The sequence below is a fragment of the Streptacidiphilus pinicola genome (genome assembly GCF_003258295.1).
GTDB classification, from domain to species: Bacteria; Actinomycetota; Actinomycetes; order Streptomycetales; family Streptomycetaceae; genus Streptacidiphilus; species Streptacidiphilus pinicola.
The window spans coordinates 25,955-49,902 of record NZ_QKYN01000111.1 but is presented as its reverse complement, the minus strand read 5'-3'; the positions used below and the strand labels follow the sequence as shown (position 1 = coordinate 49,902).

General features: G+C 72.5%; 20 protein-coding genes. 5 read left to right on the top strand and 15 right to left on the bottom strand.

Annotated elements, in window-relative coordinates; translation table 11 throughout:
* Window positions 1-4 precede the first annotated feature (4 nt).
* A complete protein-coding gene (locus DN069_RS26810; RefSeq protein ID WP_111505136.1) occupies window positions 5-640 on the top strand; it encodes an HAD-IA family hydrolase in 636 nt (211 codons plus the stop codon).
* Here DN069_RS26810 and DN069_RS26805 read toward each other — a convergent pair.
* Window positions 598-2,247, bottom strand: coding sequence for an IucA/IucC family protein (locus tag DN069_RS26805; protein WP_111505134.1), 1,650 nt, complete (start codon window positions 2,245-2,247; stop codon window positions 598-600). The two genes, DN069_RS26810 and DN069_RS26805, sit on opposite strands and share 43 nt — an antisense overlap.
* Before the next feature lie 137 nt (window positions 2,248-2,384).
* On the opposite strand from DN069_RS26805, the gene DN069_RS26800 reads away from it, so the two are divergent.
* From DN069_RS26800 to DN069_RS26790, 3 genes are all read left to right on the top strand, one after another.
* Entirely contained in the window at window positions 2,385-3,959 is a 1,575-nt protein-coding gene (locus DN069_RS26800; protein ID WP_111505132.1) for an IucA/IucC family protein, read from the top strand.
* A gap of 176 nt (window positions 3,960-4,135) precedes the next feature.
* A complete protein-coding gene (locus tag DN069_RS26795; RefSeq protein WP_111505130.1) occupies window positions 4,136-5,071 on the top strand; it encodes a sucrase ferredoxin in 936 nt (311 codons plus the stop codon).
* 11 nt (window positions 5,072-5,082) lie between these two features.
* On the top strand, window positions 5,083-5,553 hold the full coding sequence (locus DN069_RS26790) for a GNAT family N-acetyltransferase (RefSeq protein ID WP_111505128.1): 471 nt from the start codon (window positions 5,083-5,085) through the stop codon (window positions 5,551-5,553).
* A gap of 108 nt (window positions 5,554-5,661) precedes the next feature.
* On the opposite strand, the gene DN069_RS26785 is transcribed toward DN069_RS26790, so the two are convergent.
* The 8 genes from DN069_RS26785 to DN069_RS26750 all read right to left on the bottom strand — a co-directional run bounded on the left by DN069_RS26785 (window position 5,662) and on the right by DN069_RS26750 (window position 15,365).
* A complete protein-coding gene (locus tag DN069_RS26785) occupies window positions 5,662-6,366 on the bottom strand; it encodes a response regulator transcription factor (RefSeq protein WP_111505126.1) in 705 nt (234 codons plus the stop codon).
* Window positions 6,363-8,060: an ATP-binding protein gene (locus DN069_RS26780; protein WP_111505124.1), complete on the bottom strand. Its 1,698-nt coding sequence runs from the start codon at window positions 8,058-8,060 to the stop codon at window positions 6,363-6,365. The genes DN069_RS26785 and DN069_RS26780 overlap by 4 nt, the downstream gene beginning before the upstream one ends.
* Before the next feature lie 289 nt (window positions 8,061-8,349).
* Complete coding sequence (locus DN069_RS26775; RefSeq protein ID WP_243639769.1) at window positions 8,350-9,909, bottom strand: solute symporter family protein; 1,560 nt, start codon at window positions 9,907-9,909, stop codon at window positions 8,350-8,352.
* Window positions 9,910-9,952: 43 nt separating this feature from the next.
* On the bottom strand, window positions 9,953-10,465 hold the full coding sequence (locus tag DN069_RS26770) for a DUF485 domain-containing protein (RefSeq protein ID WP_243639767.1): 513 nt from the start codon (window positions 10,463-10,465) through the stop codon (window positions 9,953-9,955).
* Between the two features lie 51 nt (window positions 10,466-10,516).
* Window positions 10,517-11,284 carry a response regulator transcription factor gene (locus DN069_RS26765; RefSeq protein WP_111505120.1) on the bottom strand — a complete coding sequence of 256 codons (768 nt, stop codon included), beginning with the start codon at window positions 11,282-11,284 and terminating at the stop codon, window positions 10,517-10,519.
* Window positions 11,285-11,319: 35 nt separating this feature from the next.
* Window positions 11,320-12,471, bottom strand: a complete 1,152-nt coding sequence (locus DN069_RS26760; RefSeq protein WP_165845646.1) for a sensor histidine kinase — start codon at window positions 12,469-12,471, stop codon at window positions 11,320-11,322.
* A gap of 90 nt (window positions 12,472-12,561) precedes the next feature.
* Window positions 12,562-13,068: a CcdC protein domain-containing protein gene (locus DN069_RS26755; protein WP_111505118.1), complete on the bottom strand. Its 507-nt coding sequence runs from the start codon at window positions 13,066-13,068 to the stop codon at window positions 12,562-12,564.
* A 191-nt stretch (window positions 13,069-13,259) separates the two neighbouring features.
* Window positions 13,260-15,365 (bottom strand): DNA gyrase/topoisomerase IV subunit B, encoded by a 2,106-nt coding sequence (locus DN069_RS26750; protein ID WP_111505116.1) that lies wholly within the window; start codon window positions 15,363-15,365, stop codon window positions 13,260-13,262.
* A gap of 523 nt (window positions 15,366-15,888) precedes the next feature.
* Here DN069_RS26750 and DN069_RS26745 point away from each other — a divergent pair.
* On the top strand, window positions 15,889-16,119 hold the full coding sequence (locus DN069_RS26745; protein ID WP_111505114.1) for a DUF7455 domain-containing protein: 231 nt from the start codon (window positions 15,889-15,891) through the stop codon (window positions 16,117-16,119).
* A gap of 193 nt (window positions 16,120-16,312) precedes the next feature.
* Here DN069_RS26745 and DN069_RS26740 read toward each other — a convergent pair whose 3' ends face one another.
* The 6 genes from DN069_RS26740 to DN069_RS26715 all read right to left on the bottom strand — a co-directional run bounded on the left by DN069_RS26740 (window position 16,313) and on the right by DN069_RS26715 (window position 23,919).
* Entirely contained in the window at window positions 16,313-17,104 is a 792-nt protein-coding gene (locus DN069_RS26740) for a S1 family peptidase (RefSeq protein ID WP_111505112.1), read from the bottom strand.
* A 368-nt stretch (window positions 17,105-17,472) separates the two neighbouring features.
* A complete protein-coding gene (locus tag DN069_RS26735) occupies window positions 17,473-19,116 on the bottom strand; it encodes an RNA polymerase sigma factor (protein WP_111505196.1) in 1,644 nt (547 codons plus the stop codon).
* Window positions 19,117-19,607: 491 nt separating this feature from the next.
* The gene (locus tag DN069_RS26730; protein ID WP_111505110.1) at window positions 19,608-20,552 is read right to left on the bottom strand and encodes a FadR/GntR family transcriptional regulator; all 945 of its coding nucleotides are present in this window, start codon (window positions 20,550-20,552) and stop codon (window positions 19,608-19,610) included.
* Window positions 20,553-20,792: 240 nt separating this feature from the next.
* On the bottom strand, window positions 20,793-21,599 hold the full coding sequence (locus DN069_RS26725) for a hypothetical protein (RefSeq protein ID WP_111505108.1): 807 nt from the start codon (window positions 21,597-21,599) through the stop codon (window positions 20,793-20,795).
* A gap of 341 nt (window positions 21,600-21,940) precedes the next feature.
* Window positions 21,941-23,059 (bottom strand): ATP-binding cassette domain-containing protein, encoded by a 1,119-nt coding sequence (locus tag DN069_RS26720; RefSeq protein ID WP_111505106.1) that lies wholly within the window; start codon window positions 23,057-23,059, stop codon window positions 21,941-21,943.
* Between the two features lie 110 nt (window positions 23,060-23,169).
* Window positions 23,170-23,919 (bottom strand): NUDIX hydrolase, encoded by a 750-nt coding sequence (locus DN069_RS26715; protein ID WP_111505104.1) that lies wholly within the window; start codon window positions 23,917-23,919, stop codon window positions 23,170-23,172.
* Between the last annotated feature and the right edge of the window lie 29 nt (window positions 23,920-23,948).

Genomic DNA, 23,948 nt, shown 5'->3' with positions numbered 1-23,948 from the left:
CCGCATGAACGGCAGCAGCTCCACCCGGACGTTCGACGCCGTCCTGTGCGACCTGGACGGCGTCGTCCGCCACTGGGACGCCCAGCCGATGGAGGCCCTCGACCGCGCCTGGGGGCTGCCGGAGGGGACGCTGGCCCGCGCCGCGTTCCGGCCGGAGCGGCTGGAGCCGGCGGTCACGGGCGCGGTCAGCGACGAGCGGTTCCGCGCGCTGGTGGCGGAGGACCTGGCCGAGGTCTGCGGGAGCCCCGACCGTGCGCGGGAGCTGGTCGAGGCGTGGTCGCGGCCCGTCGGCCGGGTGGACGCCGAGGTGCTCGGCCTGCTGGCCGCCGCACGGCGGAAGGTGCCCGTCGTGCTGGTCTCCAACGCCACCACCCGGCTGGAACGCGACCTGGCGGCACTGGGCCTGGACGACGCGTTCGACGCGGTGGTCAACACCGCGCGGATCGGGTGGTGCAAGCCCGACCCGCGCGTATTGGGCTTCGCCGCCGAGCTGGCCGGCGTGCACGCCCGGCGCTGCCTCTTCGTCGACGACACCCTCGCCCACGTCGAGGCCGCGCGCGGACTCGGCATGCCCGCCGTGCACTTCACCGACGCCGATCAGCTGCGGGCGGTGCTCAGGGGATTGGGCAGCGGGGTGTAGGTCGAGTCGCCGCCGTCGGCGTCGAGCCAGCGCAGCAGGAGGTTGGTCTTGCCGGGGATGTGGGGCACGTCGAGGAGGTCGGCGTGGCGGGCGAGAAGCCGGCGGGCGGCGGGCCAGAGGTCCTCGGCGAGCGCCGGGTGGCGGGCGGTGATGGCGCCCGCGACCTCGGAGAGGTTGTTGACGACCAGGCAGTAGAGCAGGCGGTCACGGCCCTTGGCCGGGCTGACGCCCGGGGTGGGCACCTCGGGGCCGAAGCGGGCGAGCAGCGCGGCGTGGCGGTCCGTGGTGAGCTTGACCCCCTCGTGGTCGCGGAAGAGGACCTGGCCCGGCCGGCCCTGCGCGTCCACGGCGACGAGCACGTTCTGCAGATGGCACTCCAGCACCACTCCGTGGTCCCGCAGCGCGTCCAGCGCGGGCGGGGCGAGGAGTTCGACATAGCGGCACCACCAGGCCAGGGCCTGATCGGCCGTCAGGCCGTCCAGCGGGTTGCCCGCGAAGCCCTCGCTGACGCCCGCCGCGAGCAGCGGCGTCAGGCCCGGCCGCACCCGGTGCGCGAAGCCCTCGCGCTGCAGCACCGCGTAGGCCTCCCAGCCGTGCTCGCCCTGCCCGGCGAGCGTGCGGTAACCCTGGTCGGCGAGCAGCTGGGCCGCGATCGGCAGGGACGCCAGCAGCTCGTCGACCGGCGCCAGCCAGCGCAGGTCGCGCAGCCAGAGCCGGCGGACGTCGTTGGTGACCCGCACCTCCAGGCTGAACTTGAGCGAGAGGTCCGCGTCCGGCAGGTAGACGGTGCGCAGCGAGGACGTCGCATAGGCGAGCTCCTCGGTCCGGCCGAGGACGCGGAGGCGGCCGTCGCCGAGCGCGCCCAGCGCGTCGGGGGCCAGGGTCGGATGGTCGCGCAGTAGCGCCAACTGCCACGGGTGCGCCGGGAGCACGCGGTACCCCGACGGCGCCGCGTCACCCCACAGCGCGTCGATCGCGCCGGTCGTCCCCTCCCCGCCCAGCAGGTCCTCGCGCACGCCGAGCAGGGTCAGCGGGTAGCGGGCGCCCGCCTCCGCGGCGTACGGCAGCCAGCTCTCCGGCGCTCCGCCGCCGCGGGTCTTGGGCGCGGGGTGGTAGCGGTGGCCGGCCACCAGCGCCTGCTCGGAGCGCAGGTACAGGTCGTCCACGGGCTTCTCGTCCCGCGCGGCGGCGGCCTGCCGCGCGCCGAGCACCGCGGCCACGACGTCGCGGCTGTCGCGGATCTCCGCACCCAGTGTCGGGTTGTCCACCCCGGTCCGGGCCCGCGCCTCCTCCTCCGCCAGGGCCACCAGCGCCTCGAACCCGCGGACGGCCACGCCGTCCACGGCCAGCGGCGGCTGCGGCCAGCGGCCCGCGCCGACGGTCAGCGTCCGGCCGGTGCCGGTGAGGCGGTGGCCGGAGGCGCCGTCGGCGCGCGGCTCCGTCAGCTCCCGTACCAGGCAGTTGAGCAGCGCCGTCGCCGTCTCGGCCTCCCCCGGCCGCCAACCGCCGCTCCAGGCACCCGCGGTGTCCGGCCCGTCCCGCCGGTCCGCCGGGTCCGCCACGCCGTTCGACGCCGCGTCGGCGTTCCTGGCCGCGTCGCCGTTCATAGCTGCCTCCGCACCCCGTGGGTCTCCGCTGTGGCGGTCCCCACCCGATCGTGGCGACGGTCGGTTTGTCCGCCCCCATCCGACAGACGATGATCTGCCCAGACGCATCCTTTCCCATTTCGGGGTACCTCACCTTCATGCGCGCCACCTCCCGCCAGCAACCGGCCGGCCTCCGCCCCGCCGAGGCCGCCTTCGCCGCCGAGCTCCACCAGGTGCGGCCGGATCTCGACGCCGCCTTCGCGGCCGCGCTGCCCGGCGCCCGAGCGGCCGTGCTGGCGCGGCTGTGGCGGGCGCTGCGGATCGAGCCGCTGCCGCTGGTCCCAGGCCTGCGCGCGCGGCTGAGCGGTCCGGACCGTCGCCCGTACGACGTCGACGCCCCGGCCTCGGGCTACGCCGTCCGCCTCGACGACGAAGCGTTCACCCACCCCGCGACGCTGCTGGAGGCGCTGGCGCTGCCGGGCTCCGGCACGCTGCTGGCGGAGGTCGAGCACAGCGTGGCCTCCCTCGCCCTCTCCCGGGCGGGCACGGGCACCGGCGCCGGCGCCGCGCCGTCGCTCGACCCGCTGGGCTCGCTGGAGGCGGCCGAGCGCTCGATCGTCGACGGGCACCCCTACCACCCGTGCTGCCGCAGCCGCCCCGGTTTCACCGTCGCCGACCAGCTCGCCTTCGCCCCCGAGCACGGCGCGGACGTCGCCCTGGAGCTGGTCGTGCTGCCGCCGGAGCGGACCGTCGCCGTGGGCGACTGGCCCGGGTGGCTGCGCGACGAGCACGGCGCGGCGCTGCTGCCGGTGCACCCGTGGCAGGCCCGGGAGGTGCTGCCCGGCCTCGGCCTCACGCCCACCGGCCGCACGCTGCCGGCCGCGCCGCTGATGTCCGTGCGCACCCTGGCCCCGCTGGACGGCGGCCCGCATCTGAAGACCTCGCTCTCGCTGCGGATGACCTCGTCCGTACGCGACATCTCCGGCGGCTCGGTCCGCAACGCGCCAGCGATCTCGGCGCTGCTGGAGGGGCTGGTCGCGCGCCTGGACGGCTCGCTGCGGATCACCCGGAACCTGGCCGCGGCCGCCGCCCTCGTCGACGGAGAGCCCTCCCCCGACCTCGCGGTGATCGTCCGGGAGTCACCGACGGTCGGTCTGCGACCGGGCGAGCGCGTCGTCCCGCTGGCCACGCTCGCCGCCCACCCGCTGAAGACCGAGGACCCCGCCGCGTGGCTGGCCGCCTTCGCCCGCCTGGCCTGGCCGCCGCTGCTGACGCTGTGGAACCTCGGCGTCGCACTGGAGGCGCACGGCCAGAACCTGCTGCTCGTGCTGGACGGCGCGGACCGGCCGGTGCGGCTCGTCTACCGCGACCTCAACGACATCCGGGTCGCACCGCGGCGGCTGTCCCGGGCCGGAGAGGAGGTCCCGCTGACCGGACACGTCGTCAGCGACGACCCCCTGGTGCTGCGGCGCAAGCTGCTCGGCTCACTGCTCGGCGGCGCGTTCGGCGGCCTGGTCTCCGGCTTCGGCGGCGGCGACCGAGTCCTGGAGGACCGGCTCTGGCAGGCGGTCGCGGTCGAGGCGCGGAGCCTCGCGCCAGAGCTGCTCGACGACCCCGCCGACCGGCGCGCGCTGCTGGAGCAGCCGGTCCCGGTCAAGGCGCTGACGCTGATGCGGCTGGACGGCGGGCCCACGGGCGACCGGTGGACGGAGACACCGAACCCGCTCGCCTGAGCGTTGTCGCGTGCACGTGTTCGCGTGAGCGTGTTCGTGTGAAGCCGCTCGCCTCGCGTCGGGGTTTCTTGCCGGGCTCCTTGCCGGGATCTTCCTCCGGCCATTCCTCCGAGACCCCTCTCAGGCGGCGTCACTCCAGTGGACAGCAACGACATTGGTAAGGCTAACCTTGCCTAGTGAGCATCTGTGCGAGAGTCTCGGAGGACCTGGCGGAGCCGCTGGCCGGCAGTGCGCCGCGCGCTGCCGCGTGGCTGCTGATCGAGCAGACCGGCCCCTGGGGCCCGCGCGCGCTCACCGAGAGCCACTTCCATCCCGAGCTGGGCCGCGACCTGCAGGAGCTCACCCGCGGCACCGGGGTCGAGATCGCCCTCATCCGCCGCCCCGGCAAGCACGCCGACCGCCCGCCGAGCGGCGAACGCATCGTCTACCTCGCCCACACGGCCCCCGGCCGCAGCTGGGTCCGCACGGCCCACCTCCGCGACCCGCACGTCCTGCGCGACCTCGACTACGCCGCGGTCGGCGCCGGCGACCACGGCGGCTTCGGCGCCGACTACGAGGGCGACCCGCTCGCGTTCGTCTGCACCAACGGCCGCCGCGACCGCTGCTGCGCCCTCCTCGGCCGTCCGCTCGCGAGCGAGCTGGCCGCCGCCGGGCACGCCCAGGTCTGGGAGGTCACCCACCTGGGCGGTCACCGCTTCGCGCCGACCATGCTGGTGCTCCCCTACGGCTTCACCTACGGCCGGCTCACCGCGCCCACGGCCAAGGAGATCCTGGACGCCACCCACCGCGGCCGCGTCGTCCCGGAGTTCTGCCGCGGCCGCTCCTCCTGGGACCGCCCCGGCCAGGCCGCCGAGCTGGCGGTCCGTCAGAACCACGCGGTCGAGGAGGCCGACGCCCTGACCGTCACCCAGCGGCCGGATCCCGGGGCCCCCGACACCTGGACCGTGCAGGTCCACCACACGGACGGGCGCGCCTGGCAGGCCGAGGTCCGCCGCACGGCCGCGACCCCGGCCCGACCGGAGAGCTGCGTCAAGGCGCCGAGCAACCCCGACCGCTACGACGTGCTCTCGCTCGGCCCCCTGCCCGCCGGGGTCGGCGCGACCACCGCGTAACCTGTGCGCCCGTGATCGATTGGAAGCTGCGCCCCGCCACGCCCGACGACCTGGAAGCCCTCGTCGAGATCCGCGCGGTCGTCATGCGCCCCGACCTGGAACGCCTCGGCCGCTACGACGCCGCCCGCGTGCGCCAACGCCTGCGCGACGCCTTCGAACCGGCGAACACCCGGATCATCGAGGTCTCCTCCGCCCTCGTCGGCTGCGTCGCCCTGCGCCGGGCCGAGGACGCCCACTGGCTGGAGCACTTCCTGCTCGCCCCCGCCTTCCAGGGCGCCGGCATCGGCGGCGCCGTACTGCGCGAGCTGCTCACCGAGTGCGACGCCGAGGGGGCGGTCGTCCGCCTCAACGTCCTCCAGGGCAGCCCGGCGCGCCGCCTCTACGAGCGCCACGGCTTCACCCTGGAGTCCGAGGACCCGGTCGACGTCTACCTGCTCCGCGACCCGAGCCGCGGCATCGCCGGCGGCGTGCCCAGCCCGTAACCGTCGCGGTCGGTCGGCCTTCCGGCCTCGACGGTCGGCTCGCCGGGCCCTCGGGCTGATCCGGAGCGGCCGCTGCACCTCGCCGCCGTGTCCCGCCGGGAGCCGGGCTCAGGCCGCGCGGTAGCGGTGCTCGGGGCGGCCGGTGGTGCCGTAGCGGAGCTCCAGGCGGGCCATGCCCTCCCGGACCAGGTAGGAGAGGTAGCGCTGGGCCGTGGCCCGGGAGACGCCGGTGAGTTCGGCGACCTCCGCCGCCGAGAGGTCGCGGCGCGCGGTACGGACGGCGTCGCGGACCAGGGCGAGGGTCGGGGCGGAGTGGCCCTTGGGAGGCGTCGTGGGCAGGGGCGCCGAGCGGCCCGCGCTGAACAGGGCGTCGACGTCGGCCTGGTCGGTCTCCTCCGCCCCGACCAGCGCGTCCATCCGCTGGCGCAGCTCCGCGTAGGCGACGAGCCGCTGCTCGAACGCGGCGAAGCCGAAGGGCTTGACCAGGTAGCCGATGGCGCCGAGCTGCATCGCCTCGCGCACCGAGTGCATGTCGCGGGCGGCGGTGATCATGATGGCGTCGGGGCGGCCCGCGTGCGGGGCCGAGGGGTCCGGCGGCTGCGCGGCGAGGCGGCGCAGCAGGTCGAGGCCGGTGCCGTCGGGCAGGTAGACGTCCAGCAGCAGCAGTTCGGGGCGGAGCGTGCGGACCGCGTCCTCGGCCGCCTCGACCGTCGACACCTGGCCGACCACCTCGAAGCCCGGCACCTTGGCGACATACGCCGCGTGGATGCCGCTGACCCGGAAGTCGTCGTCCACGACCAGGGTTCTGATCACCAGCGCGTCCTTCCCGAGTTCTGTCTTGCTGTCGTGAGTCTGCCCGCTCCGCCCGCCTCAAGCTCCAGGGCCGGCGGCGCGGTCACGAAGACCGCGCCGAGCGGGGCCGGTTCCGCGTCGGGCAGCGGCAGCCGGACGGTGAACACCGCGCCCGGTCCCTCGCTGACCGTGATCTCGCCGCCGTGCCGGGTGACCAACCGGTGCACCATGGCGAGCCCCAGTCCACGCCGGGCCGTGCCCCGGTCCGGCCGGGTCGACCAGCCGTCCTCGAAGATATGCGCCCTGGCCTCCGCCGGGACACCCGGGCCGCTGTCCGTGACCCGGACCGTGATCGCGTGCGGGGTCTCCAGGATGAGCAGCTCGACCGAGGCCGGGCTGCTGGCGGCGGTGGCGTCCACGGCGTTGTCGAGCAGGTTCCCGACGACGGTGAGCAGCCGGCGCAGATGTCCCGGCTCGGCGCCCAGCTTGGACGCCGGGTCCAGGCTCAGCCGGACGCCGCGCTCGGCGGCGACCGTGCACTTGGCCACGATCAAGCCCACCATCAGCGAGTTGGCGATCCGCTCGCGGACCTTGGCGGCCTGGGTGCGGTCGGTGGAGGCCAGCTCGACCGCGTAGTCCAGCGCCTGCTCCTGCTCGCCCAGCTCCAGCAGGCCGGCGAGGGTGTGCATCCGGTTCGCGAACTCGTGCTGCTGCGCGCGCAGCGCGTCCGTCAGGCCGCGCACCGAGTCGAGCTCGCGCAGCATGCCGACCATCTCGGTGCGGTCGCGGACGGTGACCACCGCGCCGAGCGCGCGTCCGTGCAGCACCACGGGCATCCGGTTGATCGCGAGGCAGTGGCTGTCGGTGAGCACGTGGATCTCGTCCGGGCCCAGCTCACCGGCGAGCGCCCGGCGCAGCCGGCCCTGCGGCAGCAGGTCCTCCAGCCGGGAGCCCAGCGCGGTGCCGAGGCCGAGCAGTCGCCGGGCCTCGTCGTTGACGACGCTGACCCTGTCGCTCTGGTCGAAGGCGAGCACGCCCTCGCGGATGCCGTGCAGCATCGCCTCGCGGTCCTGCAGCAGCCCCGCGATCTCCTCCAGCTCCAGACCGAAGGTGGTGCGCTTGAGCCGCCAGGCCAGCGCGTAGGAGGCGAGCACGCCGACCGCCAGCGCGATCCCGATGTAGAGGGCGAACACCTTGAGCTCGCTGAGCAGGTCGGTCACGACCGTCTTCTCGCTGATGCCGACGGAGACCTCGCCGATGATGTGCCGGTGCGAGGCGTCGTACAGCGGCGTGCGGGCGTTCGCGGAGGGACCGGTGGAGCCGGGGTCGATGAAGAAGTGGTCCTGGCCGTCGAGGGCCACGACGGGCTCCGTGACGGGCTGGCCGATCTCCGTCAGGGTCGGGTGGGAGTGCCGGATGCCCTTGCGGTCGATCACCACGACGTAGCGGGCGTTCGTCGCGTCCATGATCCGCATCGCGGCCGCCTGGACCGGTCCGGCCGTGCTCGGCCGCGGATCACCGGCCGTCATCGCCTGGACGATCTGCGGATCTGCCGCCGCGACCTGGGCGATGGAGAGCGCCCGTTGCTCGTTGACGTGGTCGAGCTGGGAGCGCTGCGAGATGGCCAGCAGCACGAAGCCGATCATGCTCGTCACGGCGAGGATCAGGAGCTGGCTGACCAGGATCCGGCCGGAAAGCTTACGACGAGAGAGCATGTCGGCCTCCAACCCGGGTGAACTGGGGCGAAAGCCCCGTTGCCACGCCCGCGTCCCGGCGATTGTGCCTGGTGAGCCCGGCTTTGCCTACCCCTGTCACCGTGCGCAGAACGAGCAGAACCGTCGGTAACGCGAGAAATGCACAACTCGCTCACTCCTGAGGCGGGTGAGGGCTACGCTGGAAGTCAGCCCCCGGGCGCGCCTCCCCCGTCGCGCCCGGGGGCCCTTCCTTGCCCGGGGCCCCCGTCCCCCGGAGCGTCGGTGGCCGGATTCCGACGCCGCGTCGCTCTCAGACCGCGCCGGCGCCGGTCAGGGCGCGCACCTCGAGCTCCGCGAAGGCGTCGGCCTCGGCCCGCACGCGGGAGGTGACCGTGCCGAGCCAGCCCGCCAGGAATCCGCAGGGCATCGAGACCAGGCCGGGGTTCTGCAACGGGAACCAGTCGAAGTGCGCGTTCGGGAAGACCGCGGCCGCGTTGCCGGAGACCACAGGTGAGAAGACCACCAGGACCAGCGCCGGGATCAGCCCGCCCCAGATCGCCCAGGCCGCCCCGCGCGTCGTGAAGCGCCCCCAGAACAGCGTGAACAGCAGCGCCGGCAGATTCGCCGAGGCCGCCACCGCGAACGCCAGCCCGACCAGCGTCGCCACGTTCAGCTTCTGCGCGTACAGGCTCAGGACTATCGCGACCCCGCCGATGACGACGGCCGCGATCCGGGCCACCGTGACCTCCTGCCGCTCGCTCGGCGGTTCCTCGTCCGGGTGCCGGAAGGCGTGCGCCCACAGGTCATGGGCGAAGGAGGCCGAGGAGGCCATGGTCAGCCCGGCCACCACAGCCAGGATCGTGGCGAAGGCGACGGCCGAGGTCAGGCCGAACAGAACCGTTCCGCCAAGCGACTCGGCCAGCTGCGGCACCGCGGTGTTGCCCGCGCTGTTCGCCGCCTTGATCGCGGGCGCGCCGATCACCGCGGCGGCACCGAGACCGAGCACGATCGTCATCAGGTAGAACGCTCCGACCAGTCCGATCGCCCACACCGCGGAACGCCGTGCGGCCCGGGCCGTGGGGACGGTGTAGAAGCGGGCGAGGATGTGCGGCAGCCCGGCCGTGCCGAGCACCAGGGCCAGGCCCAGGCTGACGAAGTCCAGCTGCTCGGTGAGCCCGTGGCCGAAACGCAGGCCCGGGAGCAGGTAGGCCTTGCCCTGCCCGCTGCCCTGTGCGGCGGAGCGCATCAGCGAGCCGACATCGCCGTGGAAGCGGAGCAGCACCAGCGCGGTCAGCAGAACCGTTCCGCCCAGCAGCAGAACGCATTTGACGATCTGGATCCAGGTGGTGGCCGTCATCCCGCCGACCGTCACGTAGACCACCATCAACACCCCGACCCCGACGATCGCCCCCGTCCGGGCAGCCGAGGAGTGCAGGTTCAGCAGCAGCGAGACCAGCGTGCCCGCCCCCACCATCTGCCCGAGCAGGTAGAGCAGCGAGACCACGATGCCGGAGACACCGGCCGCCACCCGGACCGGGCGCTGCCGCATGCGCAGCGTCAGCACGTCGGCCAGGGTGTAGCGCCCGCAGTTGCGGACCAGCTCGGCGACCAGCATCAGCACCAGCAGCCAGGCCACCATGAAGCCGATGGTGTAGAGCAGCCCGTCGTACCCGTAGAGGGCGATGAGTCCGGTCACGCCGAGGAAGGAGGCGGCCGACATGTAGTCGCCGCTGATGGCGAAACCGTTCTGCATCGGGCTGAAATCGCGCCCCGCGGCGTAGAAGTCCTCCGCGGCGCGGCTGCGACGGCCGGCCCAGAAGGTGATGCCCAGCGTCACCAGGACGACGAGCACGAAGAGGCCAGCGGCCATGGTCAATCCTCCCTCGTGAGGACCGCCGCGCTGCGCGGCGTCCTCACCGGAGTCGGTCCTGGGTCTCCCAGCGCAGGCCGAGCGCGGCGCGGTCCCGGTGGGCGCGGGCATGCCGGGCGTACAGCCAGGTCAGCAGGAAGGTGCTGGCGAACTGGAGCAGCCCCAGCAGCCAGGCGGTGTTGAACGGCCCGGCGATCGGACGCGCCATCAACTGCGGCGCGGAGACGGCCAGGACGACGTAGAGCAGGTACCAGAGCAGAAAGGCGGCGGTGGCGGGGAAGACGAAGCGCCGGTACCGGGTGCGGATTTCCCGGAACTCGGGGCTTTCATGGACCGCACGGTAGATCGCCGCCGCGGCATCGTCGACCGGCTCGGCGGCCCGATCGGCCGCCGGTTCGGCGTACGGATCGGCCGCCGGTTCGGCGTACGGATCGGCGGCCGAGCCGTGCTCCTGGCGCTGCTCCTGCTTCTCCCGCGCGGGGGCGGGCGCGGACCACCAGTCGAAGGATTCCTCCGTCGACTGCTCTGTGTTGGGGGCCAGTTCTTGAGGACTCACGCCACCAGAATGAGCAGCCTGCCGCGCCGCCGTGGTCCGGTGTACGGACGTTCACCCCATCAGGTGATGCAGCCCGTGTTTGTACGCATAACCGACCGCCTGGGCACGATCCCTGACGCCGGTCTTGGCGAAGAGGTTGTTGATGTGAGTCTTCACCGTCGCCACGCTGACGAAGAGCCGAGCGGCGATCTCCTGGTTGGACAACCCCGCAGCGATCAGGCCCAACACCTCGGCCTCACGGGCCGTCAGCCCGTCGGGCAGCGCGACAGAGGCCGCCGCCGGCGCGCCCGGCGCCGTGGGTGCTGCCGGTGCGCCCGGTGCCGTGGGTACTGCCGGAGCCGTGGGTGCCGGCGGTGCGGCCGACGTGGGCGCGGCCGACTCCCCGCCCGCCGCCGAGAACCGCTCCAACAGGCGCGCCTGGACCTGCGGCGAGAGGCCCGCCGCCCCGGAGCGCACGTCGCGGATCGCGCGGGCGATCTCCTCGCTGCCCGCGTCCTTGGTCAGATAGCCGCGCGCTCCCGCCTGGAGCGCCGGGAAGAGCGAGTCGTCGTCGGCATACGTGGTCAGCACGATCACGGCCGTGCCCGGATGCTCGGCCCGGATCCGGCGGGTGGCCTCGACGCCGTCGACGCGCGGCATCCGCAGGTCCATCAGCACGACCTCGGGCGCGTGCCGGGCGACGAGCGCCACCGCCTCCTCGCCGTCCGCGGCCGCCGCGACCACCTCGATGCCCGGGAGCAGCCCGAGCAGCATGACGATTCCCTCACGCACGACCTGTTGGTCGTCCGCGACCACCACCCGCACCGGCTGCTCGTTCATCTGACCCATCGTAATCAACGGGACCGACGAGGACGTCAGCCCTTGATCCGCAACAGCACCCGGAACCCCGTGGGCGTCGGCCCCGCCTCCAGCGACCCGCCGAGCAGTTCCGCGCGCTCCCGCATGCCCAGCAGCCCGAGGCCGCTGCCGGAGGAGGCCAGCTCTCCCCCGCCGCTGCCGCCCTCGTCGACCACCTCGAGCTCGACACTATCGGCCAGGTACGACAAACGGACGGTGCAGACCGCGCCGGGGGCGTGCTTGCGGACGTTGGTCAGCGCCTCCTGCGCGGTGCGCCGCACGGCCACGCCCGCCTCGGCGGTGAGCGGACGCGGCGTGCCGACCACCTCGAGGCGCGCCGACTCGTCCGCGGTCAGCTTGCCCAGGAACTCCCCGATCGGCGTGAACTCGCCCCGCAGCGCGGACAAGGCGGCCCGGGTCTCCAGCAGCCCGTCCTGCGCCATCCGGCGCGCGGCGACGATCCGCTCACGGATCTGCTCGCGCTCCGCGCCGTTGTCGACCATGAGCCGCGCCGCCTCCAGGTGGACCAGCTGCGCGGAGAGGCTGTGCGCCAGCACGTCGTGGATCTCCCGCGCGATCCGGCTCCGCTCCGCCAGCGCGGCCGACTCGGCCTCGGCGGTGCGCAGCGAGCGCTCCTGCGTGAGGGTCCGCTGTGTCTGCGCCCGCGCCTCCCAGTCCTGGCGGGTGACATAGCCGAGGATGCCGAGGCCGAGGATGGTGACGACGTTGCCCCAGTTCCGCACGTCGTGGGGCACCACGATCATGAAGACGCTCGTCGCCAGCAGGGTGAACGGCGCGGCCACGACGATCGGGAGCCGCTGGATCGCCCCGATCGAGATGGCGCACATGAAGATGATCCCCATCACGGGCGCGTGGTTCAGCCCGCACAGGATCGCCTCGGCGAAGGTGAAGGTCAGCCAGATCAGGCTGACCTTGAGGTTCCGGCGCTGCACCGAGCGGACGAAACCGACGAAGCAGACGACGCCGACCGCGGTGATCGCCAGCACGGTGACCACCTGCGCCGGATTCAGGTGCTCGTTGGCGAAGGTCGCCCACAGACCGCCGGTCAGGCCGCCGATCCGGCCGAACCAGCCGACCCAGCGCCGGCCCGCGCCGAGGCCCTCCCGGGCGAGTGCCTCCCGGGAGGGCCAGTCGGTCCAGATGTCCACGTCTCTCCTGCCCCTCACGACCCGCCACCCACGGCCCGCCACCCGCGGCCTGCCGATCACAACCTGCCGATCACCGTCCGACCGAGGCGGTCAGAGCGTCCGGGCCGGGCCCCCGTAGGTACCGTACGCCGCGGCCGGGGCGAACTCCCGTGCCCGCCACGTCACCACGGCGCCGCGGACCAGCAGCAGCGCGGCCAGCGCCAGCAGCAGTCCGGCCTGCCCCTGCGCGACGCCCAGGGCGGCCGCGGCGGCGTAGAGGGCGACGCGCACGATCATCATGCCGATCCAGGCGAAGAAGCTGGCCATGGTGCCCTTGGACCAGACCGCCCCGTCGGCGTCGGCCCAGATCCGGGTGGTGAAGCCCCACACCGCGCCCAGGCCGATCTCGACCAGGACGCCGCCGACCAGGAAGGCCGCCGAGAGCGCCGCGTGGTGCGGGTCCAGCAGGTGCGGGTCGCGCAGCGCCATGAAGCCGAGCACCGCCGGGACCACCAGCAGCCTGCGCGGGTTCGGATTCCAGCGGCGGGCCTGGAACTGACGGAAGAGCACGTATCCGACCACCGCGATGATGAGTACGACGTTGGCAACGGCGGGCATCTCGATCGTCTCCTGCTTCGACTCACCGGCGGTCCGGCGGGTTCCTCGGCTGGTCGCCGGCGGGGTTCCGCCGACACCTACGAAGCTACGGACGAGCGGTCCGCCAGGCCTCGGAGCAGGGATGGAGACGGGGGTGGAGAAGCGGTGCCACCGCCTCTCCACCCCCGGGTGGACCCGTCGTGCCGACCGGGTCAGACGTCGATGCGGGAACGGTCCAGCAGCGCGGCGGACTCGACGATGAACTCCTTGCGCGGCGCGACGTCGTTGCCCATCAGCAGGTCGAAGACCCTCTCGGCGGCGTCGAGGTCGCCGAGGTTGACCCGGCGCAGCACGCGGTGCCGCGGGTCCATGGTGGTCTCCGCCAGCTGGTCGGCGTCCATCTCACCGAGACCCTTGTAGCGCTGGATCGGGTCCTTCCAGCGCTGGCCCTTGCGCTGCAGCTCCAGCAGCGTGTTGCGCAGCTCGTTGTCGGAGTAGGTGTAGATGTACTTGTCCTGACCCTTGCGCGGGTTGGTCAGCTCGATCCGGTGCAGCGGCGGGACGGCCGCGAAGACCCGGCCGGCCTCGACCATCGGTCGCATGTAGCGCTGGAACAGGGTCAGCAGCAGGCAGCGGATGTGGGAGCCGTCGACGTCGGCGTCCGCCATCATGATGACCTTGCCGTAACGCGCCTGGTCGATGTCGAAGGTGCGGCCGGAGCCGGCCCCTATCACCTGGATGATCGCGGCACACTCGGCGTTCTTCAGCATGTCCGAGACGGACGCCTTCTGGACGTTGAGGATCTTGCCCCGGATCGGCAGCAGCGCCTGGAACTCGGAGTTGCGGGCCACCTTGGCGGTGCCGAGCGCCGAGTCACCCTCGACGATGAACAGCTCGCTGCGGTCCACGTCGTCGCTGCGGCAGTCGGCCAGCTTGGCGGGCAGCGAGGACGTCTCCAGCGCGGTCTTGCGACGCTGCGCGTCCTTGTGCTGACGGGCGGCGACGCGGGTGCGCGCGGCCGAGACCACCTTGTCCATCACCGAGCGCGCCTGCGCCTTGGCGTCGCGCTTGGTGGAGGTCAGGAACTCCTTGAGCTCCTTGGCGACCACACCTGCCACGATCCGCTGCGCCGCGGAGGTGCCGAGCACCTCCTTGGTCTGGCCCTCGAACTGCGGCTCGGCCAGCCGCACGGTGACCACCGCGGTCAGGCCTTCGAGGGCGTCGTCCTTGATGACGTCGTCCTCGGCGACGCGCAGCAGCTTCACCCCGCGCAGCACCTCGTTGAAGGTCTTGGTCAGCGAGCGCTCGAAGCCGGCGACGTGGGTGCCGCCCTTGGGGGTGGAGATGATGTTGACGAAGGAGCGGACCGTGGTGTCGTAGCCGGTGCCCCAGCGCAGCGCGATGTCGACGCCGAGCTCGCGGACGACCTCCGTCGGGGTCATGTGTCCGAGCTCGTCGAGGACCGGCACGGTCTCCTTGAAGGTGCCCTGGCCGGTGAAGCGCAGCGTGTCGGAGACCGGCTTGTCGGGCGCCAGGAAGTCGCAGAACTCGGCGATGCCGCCGTCGAAGCGGAAGACCTGCTCGTCCACGGGCGCGCCGTCGACGCCGCGCTCGTCGCGGACCACGATCGTCAGGCCCGGTACCAGGAAGGCGGTCTGGCGTGCGCGGTTGTGCAGCTGCTCCAGGGAGAGCTTGGCGTCCTTGAGGAAGATCTGCCGGTCCGCCCAGTAGCGGACCCGGGTGCCGGTCTTGCCGCGCGGGGCCTTGCGGCTCTTGTCCAGGTCGCTGCCGGGCGCGAACTCGGCGTCCGGGCCCGCTCCCTTGAACCGGCCGGGCGTGCCACGGCGGAAGCTGAGCGCGTGGACGTGGCCGCTGCGGTCGACCTCGACGTCGAGGCGGGAGGAGAGCGCGTTCACCACGGAGGCGCCGACGCCGTGCAGACCGCCGGAGGCGGCGTAGGAACCGCCGCCGAACTTGCCGCCGGCGTGCAGCTTGGTCATGACGACCTCGACGCCGGACAGGCCCGTCTTGGGCTCGACGTCGACGGGGATGCCGCGGCCGTTGTCGCGGACCTCGACCGAGCCGTCGTCGTGCAACAGCACGTCGATGTGGTCGCAGAAGCCGGCCAGGGCCTCGTCGACGGCGTTGTCGATGATCTCCCACAGGCAGTGCGTCAGGCCCCGGCTGTCGGTGGACCCGATGTACATGCCGGGGCGCTTGCGAACCGCTTCCAACCCCTCGAGGACGAGAAGGTGCCGCGCGGTGTAGTTGGAGCCGTCCTGCTGGGCGCTGGCGGGCACGGTCTGTTCGGCGGTCACGCGGTCCTGCTCCTTAACCTTCAAAGCCTTCGCTGCTGCTGACTGCACTACCTGGACTGTCTGGACGGTCTGGACTGCTCAGTGTTCGGGAAGGGGCCGGTTGTTCGAGTGACGGAATTCATGCCGACTTCCGCTGGCTGCGAACAAAAGCTACTTCCCTGGCCTCGGACCCGGGGGCCAAGGCACCATGGCAGGAATGCTGCCGGGATGCAGGCTACCGGTGCGTGGGCTGGGGCTATTGCTTCCAGCTCATCGTGGCTTATGCTACGCGCACCTCGCACGGGCGTTCGATAACACGTTCGAGTGAAGGTCGGGCATCGACGGCGGCAGGCATGAACCGTTCCCACTCCGGGCACGTCCTCAACGACAACAACGCACCACGACAGCATCGCTACCAAGACCGCCGTCTCCATCCCCGCCACCTCCGGGCACCGCTCAAAAAGAAAGACCGAGCGGGAACGAATCCGGCCTGGTTGGATGTTGACCCTGGTAAGACAGCTCGTCGAGCTAGAGAAGAGGCGACGTGACTACTAACGTTCTCACCCCCGCGACCCCGCTGACCGCGGCCGACCGCTGCGACCGTTGCGGCGCCCAGGCCTACCTCCGCGTCGTGCTCGCGTCCGGTGGGGAGCTGCTCTTCTGCGCTCACCACGGCCGCAAGTTCGAGCCCGAGCTGAAGAAGATCGCCGCCGAGATACAGGACGAGAGCGGCCGCCTGACGGCCACGCCCACGGCTGCGTCGGACGAGCGCTGACCCAGAGCGGTCGAGCGGGCACGCCCAGTGCGCACGCCCGGGTTCAGCGCCTCAACGAGCGACGAGCTGAACTGAAGAACAGAGCTGTCTGAGACGGTGGGCGGCGGACCGAGAGGTCCGCCGCCCACCGTCGTTTCATGGTCGTCTCAGTCCGTCGGGCGCCTCACGCCGACCCGAGCGGGTGTTGCGTCGCTCACAGTTGGCCGCGGACCGCGTCCGCCATCACCGACAGGCGGGTGTAGACGCCCGGGTGGCCCGGCTCGGCACAGCCCTCGCCCCAGGAGACGAGGCCGACCAGCCGCCCGGCCACCACCAGCGGCCCACCGCTGTCGCCCTGGCAGGCGTCCCGCCCGCCGAGGGACTGCCGCCCCGCGCAGACCATGGTGCGCGCGTCGTAGGTGCCCGAGGGCCCGGAGTGGTAGTCGGCCGCGCACGTGGCGTTCGCCACCATCGGCACCTGGACCTCGTGCAGCGTGGCCGGGTAACTGCCGTTGCCGTGCAGGTCTCCCCACCCCAGGACGGTGGCCGCGGTACCCGTCGCGTACGGCGCGGCGTCCCCCTGACTCACCATCGGCAGCACGCTTCGGGGGTCCTGCGGCTCGGCGAGTGTGAGGACCGCCACATCCCACTCGTTGGTGTTCAGGTCGTAGTTCGGGTCGACCCAGGTGTCGACGACCGGCACCTCCTGACCCGCCGAGCCCGCCAGATCCGTGCGCCCCACGACCACGGACAGGTCGGGCCGGTCCACCCGCTGCCCCGTCGACTCGTCGTAGAGGCAGTGCGCCGCGGTCACCACCTTGGTCGGACTGATCAGCGTGCCGCCGCAGAACTGCCCGGAGCGCGCGTCTCCGTAGACCGACCGACTGGCGACGGCCACCATCCACGGGTGATCCGTCGTGCTCGCCCTGACCCCGCCCACGATCGCCGCCGCCGGCGTCGCCGGGGCGGCCAGTGCCGCCGGCAGCGTCGCGAAGAGCACCATCATCGTCCGCCTGCGCCCAGGACCTGTCCGCCTCCCGGAAGTTGTCAGCCTGGCTCCCACCCTGTTCCTTCCGTCGCGACCCGCACTCCCGTCGCGCCTCAGGGTAGCGATCCCACCACGTTGCGTACCCAATCGCCGCGCACAATCGGACATGGGTACGTCTGTGCCCAGGGTGACGGCGCGTCGGCCCACCGCGTCCGGATTCTCGCGCAGCGGCCGGTTCGGACCCTTCCGGCGGGCAACTCCAGGCCTGCATGGGCGCGCTGACAGCGGCTCGATTCCCGGGGGCCCGGGAAGCCGTCTGAACGGCGGAAGGCCCCCTCCCGGCCGTTCGGCGGGAGGGGGCCTGTCAGACCAGGAGGGTCAGTCCGTCAGTCCAGGTAGTCGCGCAGAACCTGCGAGCGCGAGGGGTGACGCAGCTTCGACATGGTCTTGGACTCGATCTGGCGGATGCGCTCACGGGTGACCCCGTAGACCTTGCCGATCTCGTCCAGCGTCTTCGGCTGACCGTCGGTCAGACCGAAGCGCATGGAGACCACGCCGGCCTCGCGCTCGCTCAGGGTGTCCAGCACCGAGTGGAGCTGCTCCTGGAGCAGGGTGAAGCTGACCGCGTCGGCCGGGACCACGGCCTCGGAGTCCTCGATGAGGTCACCGAACTCGCTGTCGCCGTCCTCGCCGAGCGGGGTGTGCAGCGAGATCGGCTCACGGCCGTACTTCTGGACCTCGACGACCTTCTCGGGCGTCATGTCCAGCTCCTTGGCCAGCTCCTCCGGGGTGGGCTCGCGGCCCAGGTCCTGGAGCATCTGGCGCTGGACGCGGGCCAGCTTGTTGATGACCTCGACCATGTGCACCGGGATACGGATGGTGCGGGCCTGGTCGGCCATGGCGCGGGTGATCGCCTGACGGATCCACCAGGTGGCGTAGGTCGAGAACTTGTAGCCCTTGGTGTAGTCGAACTTCTCGACCGCACGGATCAGACCGAGGTTGCCCTCCTGGATCAGGTCCAGGAAGAGCATGCCGCGACCGGTGTACCGCTTGGCCAGCGAGACGACCAGACGGAGGTTGGCCTCCAGCAGGTGGTTCTTGGCGCGGCGCCCGTCCTCGGCGATGATCTCCAGCTCGCGCTGCAGGCGCGGCGCCAGCTTGTCCTCGGAGGCCAGCTTGTCCTCGGCGAAGAGGCCGGCCTCGATCCGCTTGGCGAGCTCGACCTCCTGCTCCGCGTTGAGCAGCGGGACCTTACCGATCTGCTTGAGGTAGTCCTTGACCGGGTCGGCGGTGGCACCGGCCACAGCGACCTGCTGCGCGGGAGCGTCGTCCTCGTCCTCGTCGGAGAGGACGAAGCCCTCGGACTCCTCCTCGCCCTCGGCGGGCTCGGCACCCTCAGGAGTGGCGGTCGCGGCGGCGTCCTCGAGCAGCTCCTCCTCGCCCGCGGACTCGGTGTCGCCCTCGGCCCCGTCGGCCTTGCCGGCGGTCGCCTTGGTGGCGGTCTTCTTCGCAGCGGTCTTCTTGGCGGCCGGGGCCGCCTTCTTCGCCGCGACCTTCTTGGCCACGGCCTTCTTGGCCGGCTCGGCCGGAGCGGCCACCAGGGTCGCCTCGACGTCGACGGACGTCACGGTTTCGGTGACCGACACGGCCACCGGCGCCGCAGCGGCGACGCGCGGAGCAGCGGTACGGGTCGTGCTCGCGGCAGCCGCAGGCCGCGGAGCGACGGACTTCGTGGCCGTCGTCTTCGTGGCAGTGCTCTTCGCCGCGACGCTCTTCCGGGGGCGCTTGGGGGCGGACGACTCCGCAGCGCTCACCATCAGCGTCACACCCTCCTCATCGAGGACCTGGTTGAGGCTGCGCATGACGTTCTTCCACTTGGTGACCGGAATCTGGTCCACCTCGAAGGCATGCCGCACGTCATCACCGGCGATCTGCCCCTGAGCCTTACCCCGCTCGATGAGCGCCATCAGAGCGGCGGACTCGGAGATCTCGGGAGGGAGAGAACGGGATGTGCTGGCCGACACGAACAACCTCTCGGACGTGAGTGGACAGAAGGCCGGCCGCATGGCGGCCTTCTGGAAACTGCAAATGCTGTTGAGCTGGCGGATCAGTACAGATCTGTCACCGCCCTCGTACACATCGCTCCCCGCAGCAAAGCGTTACGCCCTACTTACGTGGCGCAGGTCACATAGGTCGATAGTCCCTTGCCAACGGAGGTGTACCCCGTTCAACGATGCCAGATCCGGGCTCATTCCGAGTGTCGCCTGAATCGGGTAGCGCGAGCGGCCCCCCGAGCGCCCTGCGCGCAGCTCACCGACCAGGCATGAGCTGCTGAACGGGTGCAGACGCCGCAGGCCGCCGCGGTCATGGCGAGCTCGTGGCTCATGACGGCGGCGGCCTGCCGAAGGCTCCGGCTGAGGGGCCGGGCAGAGGGTTTGGGCGTAGCAGAGGGCTTCGTGTCGGGGAGGTGGGGCAGAGACGGTCGCGCGCGGAGCGGTCTCAGTGCTCGCGCAAGGCTGTCTCAGTGCTCGCGCGGACCGGGAACAAGCGGGTCGACCTCCGGGTGCACCGTGAGCAGGGCGCGCATCGCGGCCTCGGCCGCGGTGCCGTCACCCGTGGCGAGCGCGTCGACCAACCGGACGTGCAGCCCGACCGAAGGCTCGGACGGCCGGTCGCACGCGGTGACGGGGCCACCGGAGACCTGCAGCGCCGAGGCGACGATCCCGGCCAGGTGCTCCAGCATCTTGTTGCCGGCGAGCTCCAGCAGCACGACGTGGAACTCGGCGTCGGCCCGGCCGTAGGTGAGCGCGTCACCCTGGGCGGCGGCGTGACCCATGATCTCGGTCATGTCGTGCATGCGCTGCCGGACCTCGTCCCGGCCGTGGCCGGCGGCGAGGCGGGCGGCCAGCGGTTCGATCGCCCAGCGCAGCTCGAACAGCTCACGACGCTGGTCGTCGCGCTGCGGCCCGAAGGCGCGCCACTCGATGATGTCGGGGTCGAGCAGGTTCCAGTCGCAGACGGGGCGGACGCGGGTGCCGACGTTGGGGCGGGCGCTGACCAGGCCCTTGGCCTCCAGCACGCGCAGCGACTCACGGACGACGGTGCGGGAGACCTCGAAACGCTGCCCGATCTCCTCGGGCACCAGCGGGCGGTCGGCTCCGAGGTCACCGGAAACGATCATTTGTCCGAGCTGCTGGACCAGCTGTCCGTGCAGTCCGCGGCCGCGACTTCCGGCGGCGCGGCGGCCGACGCGGCCGAACTCGGGGTCGGTGCTCTCCCAGTGCAGCGCAACGCCGCTCGTGGCGTGGGACACACCAGGAGCCGAGCCGTGCGGGGCGCCGACGGGGAAGCGGTCCAGCTGAGTGGACGTCATCTGGGCGGGGGGCATGGTGGGGTGCGCAACGGTACTCACGTCTCCTTTGTCGGCGATGGCGCGCGCGCCCTTGAGGAATTTCGTGAAAAGCACACGAACGGGTGATCGCGCATCACTACACAATTGACGCCATATCGGCTGTTATTGCCCCACCTGAACCCGGATGCGCCGCACCGCGCTCTTGACACGCCCTGGACACACCCTGCTTGCGCCCCTCGACGCGCCCCACCGCACCGCGTTCACGCCCCTCCGCGTACGCGATGCCGGCTCCGATCGGCGCTTCCCGGCTCCCCGGCTCCCCAGCCCCGCCCCCGGAGCGCCGGCTCCCGCGACTCACAGCGCGCTGCGACGCGGCAGGAGCACGAGGTAGGCGAGCAGCAACAGCACCACCGGCGCCGCCACCGCGACCGCGAGGCCCGCGTCGGAGACGGCGGTCCCGCTGTGCAGCCCCGACAGCGCGCCGTAGAGCCACGCGTGGGTCCGGTCCACCGGGAACAGTCGGCTCCAGCGCAGTGCACTCCCACCCCCGCCACCGCCCGGCGCTTCGCCGCTCAGCAGCGCGGAGGCGAGGGGCTCGATCAGCACCGGCACCGTGATCAGCACGAGCATGCCGGCGGCGGCACTGCGCAGCAGGACCGCCCCGAGCAGCCCGATCCAGCCACCCGCGACGACCAGCGCGAGATAGCCGCCGAGTGCGCCGGGCAGGTGGCCGTGGAGTGCGGTGGTCTCCAGCGGGGCCGCCGCGGCGCGGTTGCCGAAGTGCAGCACGATCCCGTCCACGGCGAGCGTGCCGACCCCCAGCAGCCCTGCGAAGACTCCGACCGTGGCCAGCTTGGCGAGCAGCAGCGCCAAGCGCCGTCGCAGTGGCCGGAGCAGCGCGAGTGGCGCGGGATGCCGGAACTCGTGCCCGGCCGAGAGCGCACCCACCACGCCCGCGCCCAGCGCTGCGAGCGGGAGCGGCAGCAGCGGCAGCCCCGCCGTGAGCACCCGCAACGGATCGGCCGCCGGGGAGCCTGCCGTCGCGGCCTGCCGCAGCGTCAGCTCGGCCACCACGGCGCTGGCGACCAGCACCACGACAGGGACCAGCCAGGTCGATCGGACCCCGGTCAGCCGTCGGCGCTCATAGGTCAGTGCGTGCACGGGTCGCTCGCTCTCGTCTTCACGCGCGGCCGCGCTGTCGCGCCGCGCTCTTGTCGTGCCGCCGGCTGTCGCCGTCAGCCGTGGGACTGTCGTGCCCCGGGCCTGCAACGCCGACCGTGCTGTCTGGGGACAGCGGCTGGAACCCGAGGGCCCGCCCGGGGCCGTGACGGTGCCCCCGGCGGGCCCTGCGACGGGCGCCGCTCCCGGCGCCCGCCTCCGGCCGTGAATGGCGGCCACCCCGTGGTGTTGACCCCAGCGGGGGCCCACCTCGCCCGGCTCGCCCGGCAGGGCGCACGCCCGGTGGTGTTCGCCCCGGTGGTGTTCGCCCGGTCGCTCGTCGCTCAGAAGTCCTCGTCGGCGAAAAGCGGGCCGCCGACGCGTCGTTCGCGCCTGGTGGGCAGCACGCGGGGCGCGGGCGGGGTCGGGACGACCACCTGTGCGGTGACGGTCTCGCCGGGCCCTAGGGCGACGGTGGCCGAAGCCAGCGATGCGCCCGCGGGTTCCGGCGGCCGCGGACCCGGAGCGGGGGCGTGCTCGACAACCTGGTCGGCCAGCTCGTGGAGCAGGATGCCGTGGCGGAACGCCAGCTCGCCGATCTCGGTCCGGGCCATCCCCTCGACGGCGATCACGTTGCCGCCGTCGTGCCGGACGGTCGCCCCCGATGCCTTGAGCAGGTCGGCCAGCCGGGCCACCTGCGGCCCCCGGACGCTCACCTCGTCGCGCAGTCGGGTGCGGCGGAACTGGTCCACCGGCTGGTCGGCCAGCAGCCGCCCCAGTTCGAGGGTGACCACCCGGTCGGCGAGCTGTGCCGCCTGTTGCGGGCTGCGCGAAGTGACCAGGACCGCCCCGCCTCCGGCTGCGAAGGCCCGCAGGAAGGCGTGGAACCACTCGATGTTCTTGGGCGAGAGGCCCTCGGTGGGCTCGTCCAGCAGGAGCGTCGACGGATCGCCCAGCAGCGCCTGAGCCAGTTGCAGGCGCCGGTTCATTCCGGGCGAGAAGGTACGCAGCCGGTGCTCGGCCGCCGGGCCGAGGCGGGTCTGCTCCAGCAGTTGGTCCGCCCGGCGGGAGGAGACCCCGGCGGCGGCAGCCATCATGCGCAGGTGCGCCCGCGCCCGCCGTCCCGGGTGCCCGGCAGGCCGGTCGGCCTCACCGAGAACCACGCCGACCTCGCGTTCCGGGCGCGGCAGCCGCCGATAGGAGCGCCCGTGGAAGAGGGCCGCTCCCTGTCCCCGTTCAAGACCCAGGGCCAGTCGCAGGGCCGTGGTGCGACCCGAGCCCTCCGGGCCGAGCAGCACGGTGACCTGCCCCGCCCTCGCGTCGAAGGACAGGTCGAGCAGCGCGGCCTCCTGGCCGCGCCTGCCCGGCTTGGTCAGACCGATCGCCTGGAACGGGTGATGGACCTGCCGCACCTGCTGGTCCCGAGCGGCCGGGTCGGCCTCGGACTGGACAATCTGAGCCACGGTCGGGCACCTCCGCGCTGGTCACCCCCAACGCCAGCACGATAGACCGACATGGTTACTTTGCGTGGGATTGACCTCTACGGCGCGTAGGCGTCGAGCGCCCCGGCGGATCAGTTGTCGGGGCGCAGCATCGGCGGGTTCAGCACGGTGGCCCCGCCCGCCCGGAAGAGCTGCGCAGGTCGGCCGCCCTGACGGGTCGTCGTGCCGCCTGCCGGGAGCAGGAAGCCGGGCGTGCCGGTGACCTTCCGGTGGAAGTTGCGCGGGTCGAGCTGCACGCCCCAGACGGACTCGTACACCCGGCGCAGCTCGCCGACGGTGAACTCGGCCGGGCAGAAGGCGGTGGCCAGGGCCGAGTACTCGATCTTGGATCGGGCCCGCTCCACTCCGTCCGCCAGGATCGCGCTGTGGTCGAAGGCGAGCAGCATCCCGTCGTCCTCCTTGTCCCGGCCGAGCAACTCCTCGACCGGCGCCCATCGGGCGCTGCGGACATCCCCGCCGGGCCTCGGGGTGGGCAGGTCCGGAGCGAGGGCCAGGTAGGCCACGCTCACCACGCGGAGCCGCGGATCGCGCTGCGGTTCTCCATAGGTGGCGAGCTGCTCCAGGTGGGCGCCGACTCCGGGCCCCTGCCCGGGTGCACCGTGGGCGCGCAGGCCGGTCTCCTCGGCCAGCTCACGGGCGGCCGCCTCGACAAGCCCCTCATCGGGACGGACGAAGCCGCCGGGCAGCGCCCAGAAGCCCTGGAAGGGCGGTTCACCTCGACGGACCATCAACGCGCACAGGGAATGGTCGCGCACGGTCAGGACCACCAGGTCGACGGTGACCGCGAAAGGAGGGAAGGCCGACGGATCGTAACGCGACATGCGCCGCATCATAGTCGTCTCAGTGACGA